The organism is Chondrinema litorale (genome assembly GCF_026250525.1).
GTDB lineage: Bacteria > Bacteroidota > Bacteroidia > Cytophagales > Flammeovirgaceae > Chondrinema > Chondrinema litorale.
Map to the genome: position 1 here is coordinate 165,045 of NZ_CP111053.1, position 17,479 is coordinate 182,523.

Genomic DNA, 17,479 nt, shown 5'->3' on the forward strand with positions numbered 1-17,479 from the left:
CAACAGATTTTTATCTAAAACATATTTCAATAAATTAAGACTTTAAGAAACAAGGGAGAATATGGAATTAGTTAAGATTTATGAGGGTAATTTGGTAAATGCGCGTGAACTTCATGAATTTCTTGAAGTAAAAACAGTTTTTAGAAACTGGATTAGGCGTATGCTTGAATATGGCTTCGAAGAAAACCTAGATTATTTTACGGCGTCCAAAAAAGTACACCGTCAGATTTTAAAAGAATTTTACCTTACACTCTCTGCTGCCAAAGAGATTTCTATGCTACAAAGAACCGATAAAGGTCGAGAAGCTAGAAAATACTTTATTAGATGTGAAGAACAGCTAGTTCATCTTTCTCAAAATAAAAGATTTGCTGCATTTATTAAACTAGAAAGTACTAAAGAAAAATTTAAGAATGCATTAATAGATTTAGGGCTTTCTGAACAAGATTATATAGAAATAGATTTTGCTGGTAGAAAAATCCTTTTTAATGGTGAACCTATTCCAGATGAAGAACTACAAACAGTACTTCTATCGGCTAGAGATTTGGCTACTAATATGACTCACTACAATGCACTTCAAAATAAAATTGAAAATAAAGAAGATATCAAAAGTGATAATAAAGCTAATCATTCAGCAGTAAGAGAAACTTTAGTAGAAAAAAATATCGTTCCTGAAAACATACCAAATCAAAAGTCAATAAAAAAGTTAGGTGAGTAATTATTTAAAATGATTATCCGTAAAGCTACCACAAAGTAAATAGGGTATGGTCTGCGCTTCGAAATTAGCTCAAAAACAGGTCATTATGGATAGTATTATTGAATTCATGTAAGCGTACCGCAATGAGCAGGTATGCCGTGAGTGTTTCAAGGAAATCAGGGATAAAGCAGGTGTTTGTTGCAAGAAATGCGGTAGCCAAGAGCATTACTGGCTAAATAGCAAGCAGATGTACCAATGCAAGTCATGCAGTTTTAGGACAGGCCTCCGCAGTGGCACCATCATGGAAGCTTCCAAACTTCCGTTTCGCTACTGGTTCGTTGCTATCTGGCTGATGGGCTGTAGCAAGAAAGGTTCTTCTGCCTGTAATGTGCAGAGGCAGCTCAATCATAAGCGCTATGAACCTATCTGGGCAATGATGCACAAAATACGCTCTGCGATGGGCCAACGGGACAACCACTACTTGCTGGGAGGCAATATTGAGGTAGACGAAGGGTTCTTTGAAACACTAGTACCCGAGGGGCAGAAGGAAGAGGAGAGAAAGCGGGGAAGGGGGAGCCAGAAGCAGACCATGGCGATGGTCTTTGCACAGACAGAGGTGGTGCTACAGCCTAAAAAACACCGCCCTTCTAAAAGGTGCAAGTATTTCAAAATGGCTGTATGCGCTGATTTTACAGTAGAAACTGCTAGAAATACGATTACCCGGCATGTTGCCCAGAATGCCAAGATGATTACAGATGGCTATTCAACCTATCAGTCACTGACAGGAGAGTTCGAGATGGATGTGGAAAAAGTGCCCTCAAAACAGGCCCATATCAAACTACCTTGGGTACATACAGCCATTGGGAATGCAAAGAAAGTCCTACAAGGGATATATCAGCATACAAGGCCAGGGTATCTACAGAATTATCTAGATGAGTTCTGTTACAAACTCAATAGAAGATACTTTGAAAATGATATTTTTGACAGAATATTAATTGCTTGTACGCTCACTTGAGCTTGTGGTAAGAATACGGATAATCATTTTATTTATTTTATTCTAACATGCTCACCCATTGCTTCTTCAAAAACGTGATGTAAAATAAAAGTTTGTTCTGCCCCTAACTTTTGTCCAAACTGACTTATTAAATACAGGACTAATGCCAAAATTGCTATTATTGGCAGTATCCATAATATTAAAGCTTCTTTACCTAGTGTAATTTGAGTCATGCCATACATTAGAATAAAAAAGAATGCTACACCCAAAGTAGCATATCCAAAGAAAATCATCGTCCATACTTGTGGATTAGGACCATATAATCCTCTTATAATTGTTTCTCCATCATCATTTTCTTCGAATGTTAGGTTGAGTTGAGGCGACCAAAAATGCCTGTCTTCAGGCCGAACTCTCAAAGTAATATAACCAGGTATTACAGAAGTGGTACACATACCCTTACTGTTTTCTACTGCCTGATGAATCCTACTTTGTACTTCTTCGGATTTTAAAGGGGAAATTTGCTTAATTCTAGGGCGAATTCTAAAGCTAGTCATACTCCATATTTACTAATGTAATTGATAAAAGAAATATAACTTTTTACCCGAATTCATGAAAATTTTTCAAGTGATTTTTTATAACTATCTCATAATCATTCACTTGATTTTTCAAAAGTTTACAAAAATGAAGAAAAACAGAAATGTAAGAAATTAATAAAAAATAGATCAAATCTTTTCCAAAAGTTCCATTACCATTTCAATTAAAGCTAGTAATCAATCTTAATAGTAAAATTTAGTAAATAGATGGATTAAGCATTTATGTTAATCAAAATTGGTTATTTATTTGGCAGAAAGGTGATTAATCAGTGTTATTATTGGAAAATTAATGTTTTTTCAAGGTTTTGTACTAAAAAGAAGTCTCTCATTGATAACAAAAGTTAAAGAATTATGAGCAATTCACTTCATATTAGAGATTTTAATTTCATATGTAATAAATTTGACCCACGTTGATTGTTTTTTAATTTTTGTCTAAACCCTACTATCCACATTAAACATGTTATTTAAATAATTAAATCCTCAAAAAATTCAATCAAATGAAATCAACTAAACTGGTTTTCATTACTACAATCTGCATTTTATTAAATGTTTTTAGTATAAATGCTTATGTCTTAGCCAATCATTCTAGCTTCATTCCAGATGACTTTACAGACCAATTGGTTGTTTCAGGTCTAGGTACTGCTACAGATATGGTAGCTCTTCCCAACGGTAAGATATTAGTGACAGAAAAAGCTGGAGATATATATCTTGTAGACCCTAGTAATGTTACAAAAAGCACTTTCATGACTGTTCCAAATGTTGAATCTGGTTCTGAAAGAGGTGTATTATCAATCACACTTGATCCAAACTTTGAAGCAAACGGTTATTTCTATGTCTACCACACTACTACAGAATACCATGTAAGAATTTCTAGGTTTACAAGTTCTGGTGATACAGCTAATCCTGATAGTGAATATGTCCTGTGGGAAAGTACATACATATATAATCCTGAAAGCCAACTTTATCATTTCGGTGGTGCAATGGATATTTCAGATGAAGGCATCATGTATTTTGCTGTTGGCGACATGTTCCAAGAGAATAAAACTCAAGACAACACCTTAGAGCAAGGAAAACTATATAGAATATATACTGATGGTTCTATTCCAGCTGATAACCCATTTTATAACAATGGCGCTGAAACCGGACCAAACGGTGAACTTCCAGAAATTTATGCTTGGGGTTTAAGAAACCCTTTTAGAGGTTATTACGACGAAGAATCGGACATTTTTATAATAGGTGAAGTTGGTGGTAATGACCATTATCATGCTTGGGAAGATATACACTATGGCAGAAAAGGTGCTAACTATGGCTGGCCTGACTGTGGTGAATCTGGTAGAGATGAAAATGGTGCTTGTGAAAATGCAACTTTCGATGATCCTGTCTATACATACGCTCATAAACCAGGTAGAGGTAATTCTATTACTGGAGGCTTTATCTACAGAAATGGCACTTACCCTTCTGAATATCAGGGAGTATATTTCTTCTCAGATTATGCTCAAAGCTGGATCCAGTATCTAGAGCTAGACGATGACATGATGCCTGTTGGTGAACCTATAGTATTCAGACCTGCTACTGGTAAAAAAGGTGTTGTTTCATTAATACAAGGTTTAGATGGTTCAATATATTATCTTGATATAGCAGACTTTACAAATGGTCTTCTTAAAAAGATAACCTATACTGGTACTGCTGTTCCTGTAATTACAGAAGCATCTGCTGATGTTACAACAGGTGGTACTCCACTAGAAGTTAATTTTACTGGTGCTGCTATAATTGGTGATAATACACCGCTAACTTATTCTTGGGATTTTGGTGATGGAAATACCAGTACAGATCAAAACCCAACACATACTTATACAAACAAAGGGTCTTTTTCAGCAAGATTAACAGTAACTAGTATCGGTGGTGAAAAATCATTTTCAGATGAAATCACTATTACAGTTGGTGATCCTCCAGTTGTAACTATTACTTCTCCAACAGATGGATCAACATTTGTTGCAGGCGATATAATTAACTTCTCTGGCTCAGCAACCGATGATGGTGACCTTGATGCTTCAAATTATTCTTGGGAAATAGTCTTCTTACATGATGACCACACTCACCCAGGCGTAAGTGCTTATAAAGATATATCAGGAACATATACAATTTCGTCTGATGGTAGCCATAGTTACCATGATGATACAGGCTACATTTTTACACTAACTGTTACTGATGAAGATGGTATTTCAACAAGTGAATCTGTTACAATTCGTCCAGAAAAAGCTAATATCTCATTCCAAACAGAACCTTCTGGTTTAAAACTGACAGTAGCAAATCAACCAAGAACTACACCATATACTCTTGATGAGTTAATTGGTTTCCAAACGGAAATAACTGCTGTTTCGCCACAGGATCTCGATGGTAAAAAATATGCATTTAAGTCCTGGTCAAATGGAAAATCTCGTACTCATATATATACGAACCCAACTACTAATTCTACATTAACTGCTTACTTTGAGTTGGTTGAGTCTTCTTTCTTAGAAGCTGAAGAATATTATGAAATAGTAACTGATGAAGGATCGAGTGATATCGGGCTTGCATATTCAACCTTCAACAGTCAGGAAAAATCTGTTGGTTTATTTGATACTGGAGATAGAATTAAAATTGCTATTGATATTGAAACTGCCAATGCTATACTTACTCCAGGTAATTTTATTATAAATGCTCAAGTACGTTCTGGTAATTCAGTAAAAAATAACAGTTATTGGCCTAATGGATATAATTTCTATCTAGATGATGAGGAAATAACATTCACTGGTGTAGATAGTACTATTGCTGGGCCGAGTTCAGACCTTGGTGGTTCTTATTGGGGCACTATGACTTCTAGTGAAGTTTTTCTAAATCAAGGAATACATTATCTAGAGATTGAAGCAAATGCTGGTTATGGAGCACTTGATTATATTGAATTGGTGAAAATATCAGCAGATATTCCAACTACTCCTGTGTTATCACAATCAAAAATAACTGACAGAACTGTAACATTTAACTGGACAAGTGCCAGTGATATGGATGGGATTGACTACTATGAAATATATCAAGATGGTGAAGTAGTAGCTACTACTGAAAAAACAAAATATACAGTAGGTAATCTTACTGCTAACACCGACTATGATTTTTATATAATTGCATATGACAATACAGGAGCTGCTTCAGAAAGTAGTAATACTTTAGAAGTTACTACTAATGATACCATGGACGCTGGTATAATTATCACTTCACCTGATGCAGGAGAAGAAATAGAAGGCCCTGATGCTGAAATTAAGTATGTGTTATTTGGTGATGAAACTTCCTATGATCATATCTTCTTTCAAATAGATGATGATCCAACAAAATATGCACATGATCTAGATAATAGCTCATTCATATTTACCAATTTAACTCCGGGTACACATACTGTAACTGCATCAGTAGCTTTAGGTCATAACCTTCCTCTAACTACAGATGAGTCAGTTAAATCTATAACTTTTGAAATTGTTTATTCTCAAGATGAGAATGATAAACCAGGTGTGGTAATTACTTCTCCACAAAATCAGGAAAATGTATTTGATACTTCTTTTGCGATAGATTATACCTTATATGGTAATCAATCTGCAATTGCAGGTATGCAAATCACATTAGATGAAGAAACTCCTGAAGTATTAACTGATTTAAGTGGAAGCTATACTTTTAACGAAGTAAGTACTGGTGAACACGAAGTGAAAATTGAATTAATTGGTGTTGGTGATACTTTGCTTACAAATGCACAGGCTTATACTTCTGTATCTTTTGTAGTATACAATTCTGAAGATAAACCATCTATTAAGATTACTTACCCTTCTGATAATGAGAAGATTTACTCAAGTAATTTTACTGTTACCTATGAGTTTTCAGGATCAACTGCAATTTACGATCATGCTCATTTGCAACTAGACGATCAAGATTATGTAACTTTATATAATATGACAGGTTCATATGATCTAGAAGAAGTTCCAACTGGTCAGCATCAGTTAATACTGTACCTTGTAAATGATCATCAGGCACCATTACAATATACCGAAGCCCTTGATACAGTTACATTTGTTTTCTTAGATGAAAATTTACCAACTGCTGGTAATTTTACTAAGAAAGCTGAAGAAGATAATTCGATTCAATTAAGTCTGGCAGATTTCGAAGATAGCTATTATGATGTTGATACAACAGAATCTTTAATCGAAATTAAAATTACTTCTCTGCCAGATACAGGTAAACTGATGTTAAACACTGTAGAAGTAGAAGATGGAGCCGAAATATTGACTGGAGAATTGGATAACTTAATATTTGTACCGGACACTAACTGGTATGGAGAAACTTCTTTTGAATACTATGTCTCAAATGGACTTAAATCTTCTGCTCATGCAGGTATTGTAACTTTCAGTTTTACTGCTGTAAACGATGCACCTTATAATCTAACAATTAGTAAAGATACAATTACTGAAAACAATGAGATTGGTGTAGAAGTAGCTCATATAGATGTTGAAGATGTTGATAACGATTCTCATCAATTTACTTTAATTGATGATGAAAGTTCTACTTATTTTGAAATAGATGACCATAAATTAATAGCCAAAGTCAAATTTAACTATGAGTTAAAATCTATCTATGAGATTGAAATTCAGGCTGATGATAAAAATGGTGGAGTAATTTCAACAGTATTTACAATAAATATTCTAGATCAAGCAGATGAACCATTGGGTATTGAAGAGTTGATAGCCGAAGGCATTAATATTTACCCGAACCCTGTATCAGATAAAATGTCTATCAATATTGATAATGACAAAACTGGCGAATACCATTTCGAAGTTTCTGATGTAACAGGTAAAATGGTGAAAAAAATCAGTCTTGATAAGACCAACAATATTTTAGAAGAATCATTAGATGTAAGTAGTTTACAAACAGGAATGTACATTCTTAAAATAAGATATAAGACTAACTTATATTCTTATAAGTTCATGAAAAGGTAAATTAACTTATTCTTAAAATACCTAACCTGTTCTTTTTATTAAGAACAGGTTTTTTTTGTGACTTTTTTGAAACTTTTCGTCATTGCTATTAAATTAATAAACTGAAACCTTAGAATAAATTAATTTTGACAACATTTATAAAAAACAGTGTTTATAATCTTCCTTCAGAGCTTTATCCACAAGTAGAAACTGTATTAGATAAAGATTCAATAATTGAAGAAAGACTAGAAGCTTTTGAAGACATAATCGACTCTGAAGTGGGTGACACAACCTTAGTAAGAGCAAGAAGTATTGAAAGAGAAAGTGGAATCCGTCAGTTATTTTTAAAGTTTGAAGGAAATAACCCTACTGGAACTCAAAAAGACAGAATTGCTTTTGCGCAATGCCACGATGCGTTAAGACGTGGCTATGATGCACTAAGTGTAGCCACCTGTGGGAATTATGGTGTTTCTGTTTCACTAGCTGCTAAATTGGCAGGGTTAAAATGCTTTGTGCATATTCCTGAACATTACCACACAAAAAGGGTAACTGAGATGGAAGAACTTGGAGCAAACATTATAAGAACTCCGGGTGATTATGAGAAAGCAGTTGAGATATCTAACGATGCTGCAAAAGTAAATGATTGGTACGATGCTAACCCTGGCGGTGCAAACACTCCTATCCAACTTAAAGCTTATGCAGACATTGCATACGAAATTTATGATGAGTTAAGAGATGCTCCTAAAATTGTGGCTGTTCCTGTTTCAAATGGAACTGTACTAGCTGGTGTTTATAAAGGATTCAGTTCATTATACAGAAGAGGAAAAACCTCGCGAATTCCAATAATGGTAGCCGGTTCTTCATATAAAAAAAACCCAATTGTTCATTCATTTTTAAAGAACAAAGATAATTATGAAGACCTACAACCAGAAAATATTAAAGAAACCATCATTAACGAACCGCTAATTAACTGGCATTCATTTGATGGTGATTTAGCTTTACAAGCTATTAGAAATACAAATGGATGGGCAGAAAATATTAGTGATAAAAGCATGATAGATTATGCAAGAATTCTTAGTGAAAAAGAAGGCTTAAAAGTACTACCAGCATCTACTGCTGGGTTAATAGCTATTATTAAACATCACCAAAAAGCTTCTTTAGAAAATGATCGCTTTGTAGCGATACTTACCGGTAAAAACAGCTGAGTTTAAAAATTAAATTAATGATTGAAGACGATTTTATTCCTGGCAGTCCTAATGCTATTGAGTTGGAGAAACTGCAAATTGAACTAGTTAAATTGCAAAAATGGGTTCAGGAAAACGACAAGCGCATGGCTATCATCTTCGAAGGTAGAGATACTGCAGGCAAAGGAGGTGCAATACTCCGGTTCACACAGTTTCTTAATCCAAGAGCCATGAGGATCGTTGCACTACCAAAACCTACTGAAGTCGAAAAAGGACAATGGTATTTTCAAAGATATGCTAAACACTTACCCAACCCTGGTGAAATGGTATTTTTTGACAGAAGTTGGTATAATAGATCTGTTGTTGAACCTGTAATGGGTTTTTGCACGCCAGAGCAATACGAGCGATTTATGAAGCAGGTACCTTTGTTTGAAAATATGCTAATAGAAGATGGTATCATTCTAATAAAATTCTGGTTTTCAATTAGTATTAATGAGCAAAAACACAGATTAGAACAAAGGAAAATTAACCCATTAAAACAATGGAAGCTAAGTACTGTAGATATGCTGGCTCAAAGTAAATGGGACGAATTTACCAGACATAAAGAAATCATGTTTAGCAGAACACATTCTGAAAATGCTCCATGGATAATTATTCAAGGAAATAATAAACCTTCTGCTAGAATTGAGGCAATTCGCTACGTAATTAATATGGTGGATTACGACGAAAAAGGTTGTTCCGGTGTATCTTTGAATGTAAATAACGACATACTTTCAAAATTTCAACCGACTTAGATAATGAACAAGCTTTTTAATTTATTTGATATGGCCAAAGCAATTATATGCTTTGGCATTTTATTTTTCTTACCCAATTTATCCTTCTCCCAAAACTCCGAATCAATACCCCATATCACCAAAATTGATTTGGAAAATATAACACCCGGAACCAAGAATAATTACTGGCTCAAAATATCAGAAGATGGTCTAGGTCAAGATATAAATATACCTGTAGTTATTTTAAAAGGTGCTAATGACGGACCAGTACTTGCTATTAATGCTGCTATTCACGGTAATGAATTAAACGGAATTCCTATTATTCATCACATTATAAACACTGTGAATCCAGCTGAGATGAACGGTACTATTATAGCTATTCCAATTACCAATGTGCCTGCATACCAAGATAATAATAGATTATTTCCTGATCAAACAGATTTAAATCGAACAATGCCTGGCAAAGTCAACGGTAATGAAAGCCAGTTTTATGCATTCCAATTACTAGATAAACTCAAAGGCAACTGCGATTATGTAATAGATCTGCATACAGCAAGTTTTGGTAGAATTAATACACATTATGTACGAGCAGATTTGCAAGATCCCATACTCGCTAAAATGGCTGAAATACAAAATCCACAAATTATTCTCAATGGAAAAGCAGCTAGTACTGCAAATGCAGATGGCACCCTTAGAAGTGCTTTAGCAGCCAATAATATAAAATGTATTACCATAGAACTTGGTAACCCTCAGGTTTTTCAAGAAGATATGAAACAAGCTGGAATTATAGGTATTCAAAATACTTTGGCATATCTAAAAATCTTAAATATACATGTGGCCGCTCCTAAACACCCTGTAGTACGTTGCTCCAAATCTTATTGGATATATACAGATGCTGGTGGAATTTTAGAAGTAATACCTGTTGTAAACCAAACCATAGAAAAAGGTCAAAAAATCGCAATGCTGTACGATTCTTTTGGAGAAGTAAAACAAACTTATTATGCCCCAGAAAAAGGAATTGTAATTGGCAAGAGTAGTAATCCAGTAAGCCCAGCAGGAGCAAGAATTCTGCATCTGGGAATTATCGAATAAAAAAATGTGACTTTTCAAGATTCGCACGTACCAGCTAATGTATTTTAATTTAACTGGTAAAAGAATGTTGCTTGAAAAATCAGCTTTTGAAGAAGCCAATGTTGATCCAATTCAACAATTAATTGATGATATTGCCAACAAAGGCTTCGGTGTTATCCAAAACTTTTTGAATCTTACTGAAACTCTTTCTTTAAAAAATATCGCAAACAATGCCTACGAAAATGAAGTGATGAGACCAGCAGGTATTGGTAAAGATGATAATTACAGAGTAGTAGAAAAAATTCGTGGTGACTATATCAAATGGATTGATAAAAAATCTGCTTTCCCCGAAACACAAAACTTTCTTGACAAAATAAACAATCTTAAAACTGAACTTAAGCGAGGCTTATATTTAGGAATTCAAGATATTGAATGCCATTTTGCTATATACCCTTCTGGTTCTTTTTATAAGAAACACCTAGACCAACATCAACATACTAAAACAAGAGTACTAACTTTTGTATGCTATCTTAATGAATCTTGGTTACCAGATTATGGTGGTGCATTTAGAGCTTATCATGAAATTGGTAATGAAGAATTATATACAGATATTTATCCAGAATGTGGCAAATTAGTCTGTTTTAGAAGTGATATAATCGAGCATGAAGTAATGCCCGTTTTTACTGAAAGATACAGCATAACTGGCTGGATGCTCGATAGTTTAATTTTATAAAAAATATTAAAACATCATAGAAAGGCTCGATCACTTTTTATGATGTTTTTTGTTTAGGTTTGAATTTGCCATGTTTTTGAGAGAAATTAAAAACTTTGTATACACTCCCGCTTCCGACTCTACACTAATTTCCCCTTCAAGCTTATCTAAAATTTCTTTCACAATATATAGCCCTAAACCTGAGCCTGCTTTGTGCTGGTTTGCTCGATAAAACATATTAAAAATCTTACTTAAATGCTCTTTTAAAATGCCTTGTCCATTATCATAAACTTCAATTTGAACTTGTTTCTCATCCACTTTGGCAATCAATCTAATTTCACTCGATACATTATAAGTTCGTTTGTACCTAATTGCATTAGAAATCAAATTATTTAAAATAATCGATAAGCGCGTTTTATCACTTAAAAAAGAGTTTGGTTGGTCAACATCAATTTTAAAATTAATGTCTTTAGCATCTTCTGAAAACTGTTGGCTTTCTATTAATTCAGAAAAAAAAGTATGCAGATTTATAGATTCTGGATGTATCTCTTGTTGTGCATTTCTTGAGAGTTCTGATATCTCTTTGATGAAATCCAGAAGTTTATTTATACTCTTTTTGGTAAGGTCGATAAACTCTTGTCTTGATTGCTTATTTGTTTCATTTTCAATTAAAGACAATAAACCTTGCACTGAGTTTAGTGGAGATTTTAAATCATGCGAAACCCGATAAACAAATCGATCTAGTTCTTCATTACTTTGACTCAAACTAGCATTTAAGTTTAGCAACTTTTGATTTAACTCATTTAAAGATTGTTCTTTTATTTTCTCTTGAGTAATATCTCTTGTAATCACCAAATATGCAGTAATATCGCCATTTCTATCTTTAATAACAGAGGCATGGTTTTCTCCCCAAATTACCTTACCACCTTTTTTTACAAATTGCAATTTGGTTTTGATAATCTCACTTTTAGATTCTTTGTGAATAGCTATAACATCTTTGTAAGACTCCGGAGTTAAAATATCCCTCATCTTAAGCGTAATCACATCATCTGGTTTGTAACCAAGCACTTTTTCTACTGATGGGCTGAAATACAAAAAATTCATTTTAGCATCAAGTAAAAAAATAATATCAGATGAATGATCTGCTAATAGCCTATACTTCCTTTCACTTTCTTCTAGGCGATATTTTTGACTTGTAAAATCGGTTACATCAAAAATGAAAACTAATAGCTTATCTACCTCAGTACCATTTTTAATTGGTATAAAATGTATTTCATAACTACGGATGGAGCCATCAACTAAATTTTCCTCAAATATCTTTAACTCCTCTCCTCTTAGTCCTTTTTCAAAATAGGATAATCTCTTAGATTTATTTGTCTCGCTAATTACCTCAAATATATTCGAGTTCTTATTTAAATCTTTGTAGATAACTTTTTTGTAGAAGTTTTTAAATTCTCTACTAGCATATAAAATATTATATGATTTGTCTATCATATATACAAATGCAGGTAGTGCTTCGAGCGATTGCTCTAAATAATAATTACTTTGTTCAGCTCTTTCCTTATCAAGCTTATGTTCTGTTATATTTTCTATTCTTACACTATGATAATACTTTTCTCCAGCTTTGATTTTTTTGATAGTAATGGCACCCCAAAATGTCTTACCTGTACAAGTAAGATATTCGTATTCGGTTTGCCAAACTTTATTTTTACTTAGTGTTTCTCTAATTGCTGACCTTTCTTCTATAGAGAGTGGTTTTTTATGGTATTTATGACCAAAATTACCTATAAAGTCTTCTTGCGATTGAAACTCAAACATTTCAACAGCACTATCATTACAATACTCAATTGCCAAGTCATTAGTATTGGTAAGGAAAATTGCATCCGGAGATTCATTAAGAAGTATTTTGAATAATTCAATATCCGCATTGGCATTTCCCATATAATGTCAGTTTAGATAGGTTAGCTGTTCAATTATAGGTATTTTTTTGATTTTATAACAACATGTACTCAATTAAAATCTAGATTTTCTTTTCGCTTTTTTAATTCTATCACTTCTGTGTTTTTCTTTCGCTCTTTCAGCTTCTGGTCTCTGAGGCACATCACCCTTAGAATCTATAAGAGCTTTTATTCCATCAGATATGGCATCTTTCTGACTGTATTCGAAATTTCCATTTCTTCGCTCATAGTAAACTATGTCTTTAATTTTTTCCATAACCTCAAAATCTAATAAAAAAGACTGCCTTACTGGTTTGTCTTCTACTTCAGGTTCTGGTTCTCTCATTTTTGGGGTTTCTCTTACAGGCGTATTGTCTTCTTTATCTTCCTGTTCTTTTTTTTCATCATCACTATCCTTCTTGAAATTATCAAGCGGATGGCGTTCTGATCTTTTTGTATTTGCTTTTCTGAATAAATCTGTGGTTTTTTTCTCCATAACTTAACTAGTATTAATACTCCAAAAAAAATTTACTCCTGCTTATCTACTAATTATTTCATCGGTGAGGTTTTTAAAGTCTACAGCACCATTACTTTCTGGCGCATATTCCAAAATACTTTTGCCTAAGGTTGGCGCTTCTTGTAAAGCTACATTTACTCTTATAAATGTATTTAAAAGCATCTCCTCCCCTACCATCTCTTTTACTTCTTCGGTTAATGCTCTTGTTAAAAGTTTTCGCTGATCGTATTGATTAAAATATGCTCCTTTAAATTTTAATCCAGGATTGATAAATTCTTTAACTTTATCTATAGTTTCTAAAACTTCATGCAAACCATCAAGACTGTATTTTTGAGCATGTATTGGTACATAAACAGATTCTGCTGCAGAAAGCGCATTAATAGTTAGCAAACCCAAACTTGGTGGACTATCTAATATTATGTAGTCACATTGCCCTTCTAATGCTTTAATCTTATTTTTAAGAATATACTCTCTGCCAATTTCATTTAGCATCTCTATTTCGAAGTTGGCAAGTGCTTTGGTACAAGGGATCAATAACAGATTATCGTTTATAGCTTCAACTGCTTCTTCAATTCCATATTCATCAAACAAAACACCTTGTATGGTATAATCTGGTTTTTCAATACCTAGTCCTTTAGATAAATTTGCTTGAGGATCAAGATCTATCATTACTACTTTTTTTCCAGACTTAGATAATATTTCACTGATTGCACTCACTGAAGTTGTTTTACCAACTCCTCCTTTCTGATTTGATATAGCAATGATTTCCATATTAATTGATTAATATTGATATTAATTAGTTTATATTAATGATTATTTATATATACAATATTAACTAGTATTAAACTGTATTCATAATATTTCATCTATGTTTATTAATATTTTTTGATATTACTTTTAGTATTGTTAATCATTGTTTTAAACAACTCTCAATTGGACGATATAAGCTCCAGGATAAAGGCAAAATAAAGCGATTTAAGGGATTTTATAATTGATAATACTCAATTATACCAGTCTGGCAGTTTAAGCCTCTTAATTGAAATACTTTGAGTGATACATATCAATTCATATTAGTATTAAATAATATGTATTAAGTCATATCAATAAAAATAATGTTAACTATTACATATTAATATTATCTATTATACATTAATTAATACCAATAAATAATATATTAAACAATAATTATAAATGAATACTGATTAATATCAATATATACGGATATTAATCAGTATTCATATTTTACATACGAGAAAGACTTGTAAAATATTTTAGAAAAGTAGTAGGGAGGATGAGTGATTCTTTAAATAGTAAAATTGAAAAAAGCAGGGGAATCAATCCTGCTCTTTTACTTGCTGTTATCTGTTTCGGATAGGAATAGGATGAATTTCTTTTCACCATAAGCACCCATGTCTTCTTTCCAATCGCTAATTATAGAAAGTTTCATGGCTGTACTAAATGCTTTTTCAATTGTTTTCTTAATTCTGCTATGGTTGTTGTTTTCCTTGTATCTTTCGAGTCTCATTATCTCCGAAAGACGTTGGTAACCATATTCGATTGTTCTTGCCTTGGCACAATGCGATGCCTGATAAAGACACTTTATAAATAATTCTACTCCAGAATTAGGTCTACCAGTATTTATCTCTCTTAAACGCTTATTTAAGTTTGCTGGCAAATTAAAGTAGGTGTTTTTGTTTTCTTTAGTAAAATCGAAGAATACAGAATCAATTGTAATCTTAAAGAATGTACCTTTCTTTACACCCGAAAGCGTTTCGAGCTGTTGTACTTTATGTAATTGTACAAGAGGGGAGATAGATATTTCTTTAATTCTTGTTTTCTTGTCTTTACTCAAATATTCACGAGGAATTACAAACTCTTTTCTATGTAAATTGAGTATTGCCTCACGAATTAACTCTCTTTGTTTAGGGTTAAATTTGCCATTTATTTTTTTAGCTCCACTGTTTTCGTAAAGTTCAGAAAGACTAAAAACAAAATAGGCTCTTTCGATATCTTCGTAATGCTTGAGTTTGCCAAAAAAACGAGCTTCTTGTGCCATTTTTACAATAGCAGTCAAAACTCTTACCTCATTAGCACTAAGCTCTTTGGTAATAATTGCTCTATATTTTTCTGGTACTTTTTGTTCAATCTCTGGTGGAAACTCAATAGAATATTTACCACCTTTTTCATTTAGGTTAAGTACTCGTTCTATTGACTTACTTATCTTGAGCGCATTCTTACTCTCAAGTGCTCCTGTTTCATCATATAAAGAAAGTTGTCTAACCTGTTGCCTGGTTTCAATCTTGAGGAGCTTATCCGGATAGTGAATATATTTTTCTTGCATGTCAATAATCTTTTATCGGTTTATTACCTCACAAATCCGAATCATTTCATCCGCAGTAAACTTTCTCTCCTTTATCTTGCGATCAAAAGTTGTTCTAGGGATACCCGTTTCTCTCACGATATATGACTTAGTCATACCATATGACCTAATCACAAATGGCAATTCTTTTTGTAGTTCAAAAAATGCTTTTGCTATCTCTGTATTTATTCTGTGAGGCATGGCAAGCTTAAATTTTGACTAAATATGAATATTATGAATGATATTTCCAAATATGGGAAAATTTACACTAATAATGACAAATGGGTGTACTTGTGACTAAAAAACATTCAATTTGACTGCTTTTAGGTGTAGTTATGACTATTAAAGGGTGTACTTACGACTAAATAGGGATATAGTAACGACTGTTTTAGGGTGTACTTATGACTAATATATTTTCTTTAAAAAATTTAAAAAAATATCATTTAGGGTGTAGTTACGACTAAATAGAAAAATATTCAATATGACTATAAAAGGGTGTACTTATGACTAAAGATATCTCTCAGAGCTCTATTTAAGTATTTTCCCATTAGAAAATCAATTTTATAAGTTGATATGAATAGAAAGGGATGTAGTTATGACTAAATCATTTTAATAGCAATAAACATACTTCTGACTAGAAAGGGTGTACTTGTGACTAAAGATAAAAAAATACTAGTCAATATGACTTGTGACTAAAAAGGTTGTACTTATGACTAATCTATCTAAACATAATAATCCTATATATAACACTGATATTCAATAACTTATAAATTTTAAGTACTATTAAGCTCTTAAAATTAAACACGACAGAAAGAATTAAAAATACAAAAGGGTGTAGTTTTGACTAGCGATAGGTGTAGTTATGACGAGAAAGGGGAATACTTACGACTAGAATTAGTAGTAATTATGACTAAAATAGTATGTAGTTATGACTAGAAAGGGGTGTAGTTATGAAGTTATGACTACTCATAAGTGACTGAATTACAGAAACTTATAAATAATTTTGCTTCTATATAATATATATAGATAATAAAATCTATATAATTATTAATTCGGAAAAACAATGATTTTGTTATTCCGAATAAAATGAATGCAGCAAAATTAAATAAACTCTCGTGTTGTAAGAAAAATGTGACTATGAGATTAATTAGCTTTTTATTCATTTTTCTTTTAATGTTTAGTTGTAAAGACGATCAGGTAAATCCAGATACGACTGAGTTTAAAATAGGAGAGGAGTTTGAACTTGAATATAAAATCGATGAGAAAGTATTATCAACAGCAACAAATCTAGCTTTAGAGTTTACTTTGCAATCAGTCTCGGACTCAAGATGTCCTGAGAATGCAAATTGCTTTTGGGCTGGTAATACTAAAGTGAACGGGGAGATTAAGAGTAAAGAGTCTGATGAGCAAATAGAATTAGATTTTTGCTTGGGAGACTGCTTTAGTGAAGGGCATCCAGAAGGATACACGATTCAAGATACAGTAGATTTTGACTTGGATGATAAAAGCTACATGGCTGTATTAAAAGCAGTTACTCCTTTCCCTAGTTTAATTGATACGGCTGATACCAAGACGGTCTTAGTAGAAATATTAGAGAAGTAAAACCACTTTAAGAGGTCAATATTAAATTTCTTAAAATCAAAGACTTATG

The 17,479-nt window shown here is 32.8% G+C and carries 14 protein-coding genes and 1 pseudogene; 9 read left to right on the forward strand and 6 right to left on the reverse strand.

Features of this window, described 5'->3' with window-relative positions; translation table 11 throughout:
• The first annotated feature begins 61 nt into the window (after positions 1 to 61).
• The 3 genes and pseudogenes from OQ292_RS32810 (at position 62) to OQ292_RS32815 (ending at position 1,709) form a co-directional block, all read left to right on the forward strand.
• Positions 62 to 715 carry an antA/AntB antirepressor family protein gene (locus tag OQ292_RS32810; protein ID WP_284688343.1) on the forward strand — a complete coding sequence of 218 codons (654 nt, stop codon included), beginning with the start codon at positions 62 to 64 and terminating at the stop codon, positions 713 to 715.
• Between the two features lie 133 nt (positions 716 to 848).
• A pseudogene (locus OQ292_RS41230) lies at positions 849 to 953 on the forward strand (IS1595 family transposase); the annotation flags it as partial.
• Between the two features lie 42 nt (positions 954 to 995).
• Complete coding sequence (locus OQ292_RS32815) at positions 996 to 1,709, forward strand: IS1595 family transposase (RefSeq protein ID WP_284683380.1); 714 nt, start codon at positions 996 to 998, stop codon at positions 1,707 to 1,709.
• Positions 1,710 to 1,741: 32 nt separating this feature from the next.
• Here OQ292_RS32815 and OQ292_RS32820 read toward each other — a convergent pair whose 3' ends face one another.
• Positions 1,742 to 2,242: a hypothetical protein gene (locus OQ292_RS32820; protein ID WP_284688344.1), complete on the reverse strand. Its 501-nt coding sequence runs from the start codon at positions 2,240 to 2,242 to the stop codon at positions 1,742 to 1,744.
• A 536-nt stretch (positions 2,243 to 2,778) separates the two neighbouring features.
• Between OQ292_RS32820 and OQ292_RS32825 the strand changes: the two genes are divergently transcribed.
• The 5 genes from OQ292_RS32825 (at position 2,779) to OQ292_RS32845 (ending at position 11,036) form a co-directional block, all read left to right on the forward strand.
• Positions 2,779 to 7,296, forward strand: coding sequence for a PQQ-dependent sugar dehydrogenase (locus OQ292_RS32825; RefSeq protein WP_284688345.1), 4,518 nt, complete (start codon positions 2,779 to 2,781; stop codon positions 7,294 to 7,296).
• Positions 7,297 to 7,421: 125 nt separating this feature from the next.
• Positions 7,422 to 8,480, forward strand: coding sequence for a pyridoxal-phosphate dependent enzyme (locus tag OQ292_RS32830; RefSeq protein WP_284688346.1), 1,059 nt, complete (start codon positions 7,422 to 7,424; stop codon positions 8,478 to 8,480).
• A 17-nt stretch (positions 8,481 to 8,497) separates the two neighbouring features.
• Positions 8,498 to 9,253, forward strand: coding sequence for a polyphosphate kinase 2 (gene ppk2 / locus OQ292_RS32835; protein WP_284688347.1), 756 nt, complete (start codon positions 8,498 to 8,500; stop codon positions 9,251 to 9,253).
• Between the two features lie 3 nt (positions 9,254 to 9,256).
• Positions 9,257 to 10,324 (forward strand): succinylglutamate desuccinylase/aspartoacylase family protein, encoded by a 1,068-nt coding sequence (locus tag OQ292_RS32840; RefSeq protein ID WP_284688348.1) that lies wholly within the window; start codon positions 9,257 to 9,259, stop codon positions 10,322 to 10,324.
• A gap of 64 nt (positions 10,325 to 10,388) precedes the next feature.
• A complete protein-coding gene (locus OQ292_RS32845; protein WP_284688349.1) occupies positions 10,389 to 11,036 on the forward strand; it encodes a 2OG-Fe(II) oxygenase in 648 nt (215 codons plus the stop codon).
• A 30-nt stretch (positions 11,037 to 11,066) separates the two neighbouring features.
• Here OQ292_RS32845 and OQ292_RS32850 read toward each other — a convergent pair whose 3' ends face one another.
• The 5 genes from OQ292_RS32850 to OQ292_RS32870 all read right to left on the reverse strand — a co-directional run bounded on the left by OQ292_RS32850 (position 11,067) and on the right by OQ292_RS32870 (position 16,029).
• The gene (locus tag OQ292_RS32850; protein WP_284688350.1) at positions 11,067 to 12,956 is read right to left on the reverse strand and encodes a PAS domain-containing sensor histidine kinase; all 1,890 of its coding nucleotides are present in this window, start codon (positions 12,954 to 12,956) and stop codon (positions 11,067 to 11,069) included.
• A gap of 72 nt (positions 12,957 to 13,028) precedes the next feature.
• On the reverse strand, positions 13,029 to 13,448 hold the full coding sequence (locus OQ292_RS32855) for a hypothetical protein (RefSeq protein ID WP_284688351.1): 420 nt from the start codon (positions 13,446 to 13,448) through the stop codon (positions 13,029 to 13,031).
• Between the two features lie 42 nt (positions 13,449 to 13,490).
• On the reverse strand, positions 13,491 to 14,240 hold the full coding sequence (locus OQ292_RS32860) for a ParA family protein (RefSeq protein WP_284688352.1): 750 nt from the start codon (positions 14,238 to 14,240) through the stop codon (positions 13,491 to 13,493).
• Positions 14,241 to 14,817: 577 nt separating this feature from the next.
• On the reverse strand, positions 14,818 to 15,810 hold the full coding sequence (locus OQ292_RS32865) for a hypothetical protein (protein WP_284688353.1): 993 nt from the start codon (positions 15,808 to 15,810) through the stop codon (positions 14,818 to 14,820).
• A gap of 12 nt (positions 15,811 to 15,822) precedes the next feature.
• Positions 15,823 to 16,029: a hypothetical protein gene (locus OQ292_RS32870; RefSeq protein ID WP_284688354.1), complete on the reverse strand. Its 207-nt coding sequence runs from the start codon at positions 16,027 to 16,029 to the stop codon at positions 15,823 to 15,825.
• A 936-nt stretch (positions 16,030 to 16,965) separates the two neighbouring features.
• Between OQ292_RS32870 and OQ292_RS32875 the strand changes: the two genes are divergently transcribed.
• Positions 16,966 to 17,430 carry a hypothetical protein gene (locus tag OQ292_RS32875; protein WP_284688355.1) on the forward strand — a complete coding sequence of 155 codons (465 nt, stop codon included), beginning with the start codon at positions 16,966 to 16,968 and terminating at the stop codon, positions 17,428 to 17,430.
• Positions 17,431 to 17,479 lie beyond the last annotated feature (49 nt).

Excerpts from the sequence above, each read along its gene's own strand:
- ppk2 (WP_284688347.1), top strand. The coding sequence starts at position 8,498 with ATGATTGAAGACGATTTTATTCCTGGCAGTCCTAATGCTATTGAGTTG.
- OQ292_RS32855 (WP_284688351.1), bottom strand. The coding sequence starts at position 13,448 with ATGGAGAAAAAAACCACAGATTTATTCAGAAAAGCAAATACAAAAAGA.
- OQ292_RS32810 (WP_284688343.1), top strand. The coding sequence starts at position 62 with ATGGAATTAGTTAAGATTTATGAGGGTAATTTGGTAAATGCGCGTGAA.
- OQ292_RS32825 (WP_284688345.1), top strand. The coding sequence starts at position 2,779 with ATGAAATCAACTAAACTGGTTTTCATTACTACAATCTGCATTTTATTA.
- OQ292_RS32870 (WP_284688354.1), bottom strand. The coding sequence starts at position 16,029 with ATGCCTCACAGAATAAATACAGAGATAGCAAAAGCATTTTTTGAACTA.
- OQ292_RS32865 (WP_284688353.1), bottom strand. The coding sequence starts at position 15,810 with ATGCAAGAAAAATATATTCACTATCCGGATAAGCTCCTCAAGATTGAA.
- OQ292_RS32850 (WP_284688350.1), bottom strand. The coding sequence starts at position 12,956 with ATGGGAAATGCCAATGCGGATATTGAATTATTCAAAATACTTCTTAAT.
- OQ292_RS32820 (WP_284688344.1), bottom strand. The coding sequence starts at position 2,242 with ATGACTAGCTTTAGAATTCGCCCTAGAATTAAGCAAATTTCCCCTTTA.
- OQ292_RS32845 (WP_284688349.1), top strand. The coding sequence starts at position 10,389 with ATGTTGCTTGAAAAATCAGCTTTTGAAGAAGCCAATGTTGATCCAATT.
- OQ292_RS32815 (WP_284683380.1), top strand. The coding sequence starts at position 996 with ATGGAAGCTTCCAAACTTCCGTTTCGCTACTGGTTCGTTGCTATCTGG.
- OQ292_RS32840 (WP_284688348.1), top strand. The coding sequence starts at position 9,257 with ATGAACAAGCTTTTTAATTTATTTGATATGGCCAAAGCAATTATATGC.
- OQ292_RS32860 (WP_284688352.1), bottom strand. The coding sequence starts at position 14,240 with ATGGAAATCATTGCTATATCAAATCAGAAAGGAGGAGTTGGTAAAACA.
- OQ292_RS32875 (WP_284688355.1), top strand. The coding sequence starts at position 16,966 with ATGAGATTAATTAGCTTTTTATTCATTTTTCTTTTAATGTTTAGTTGT.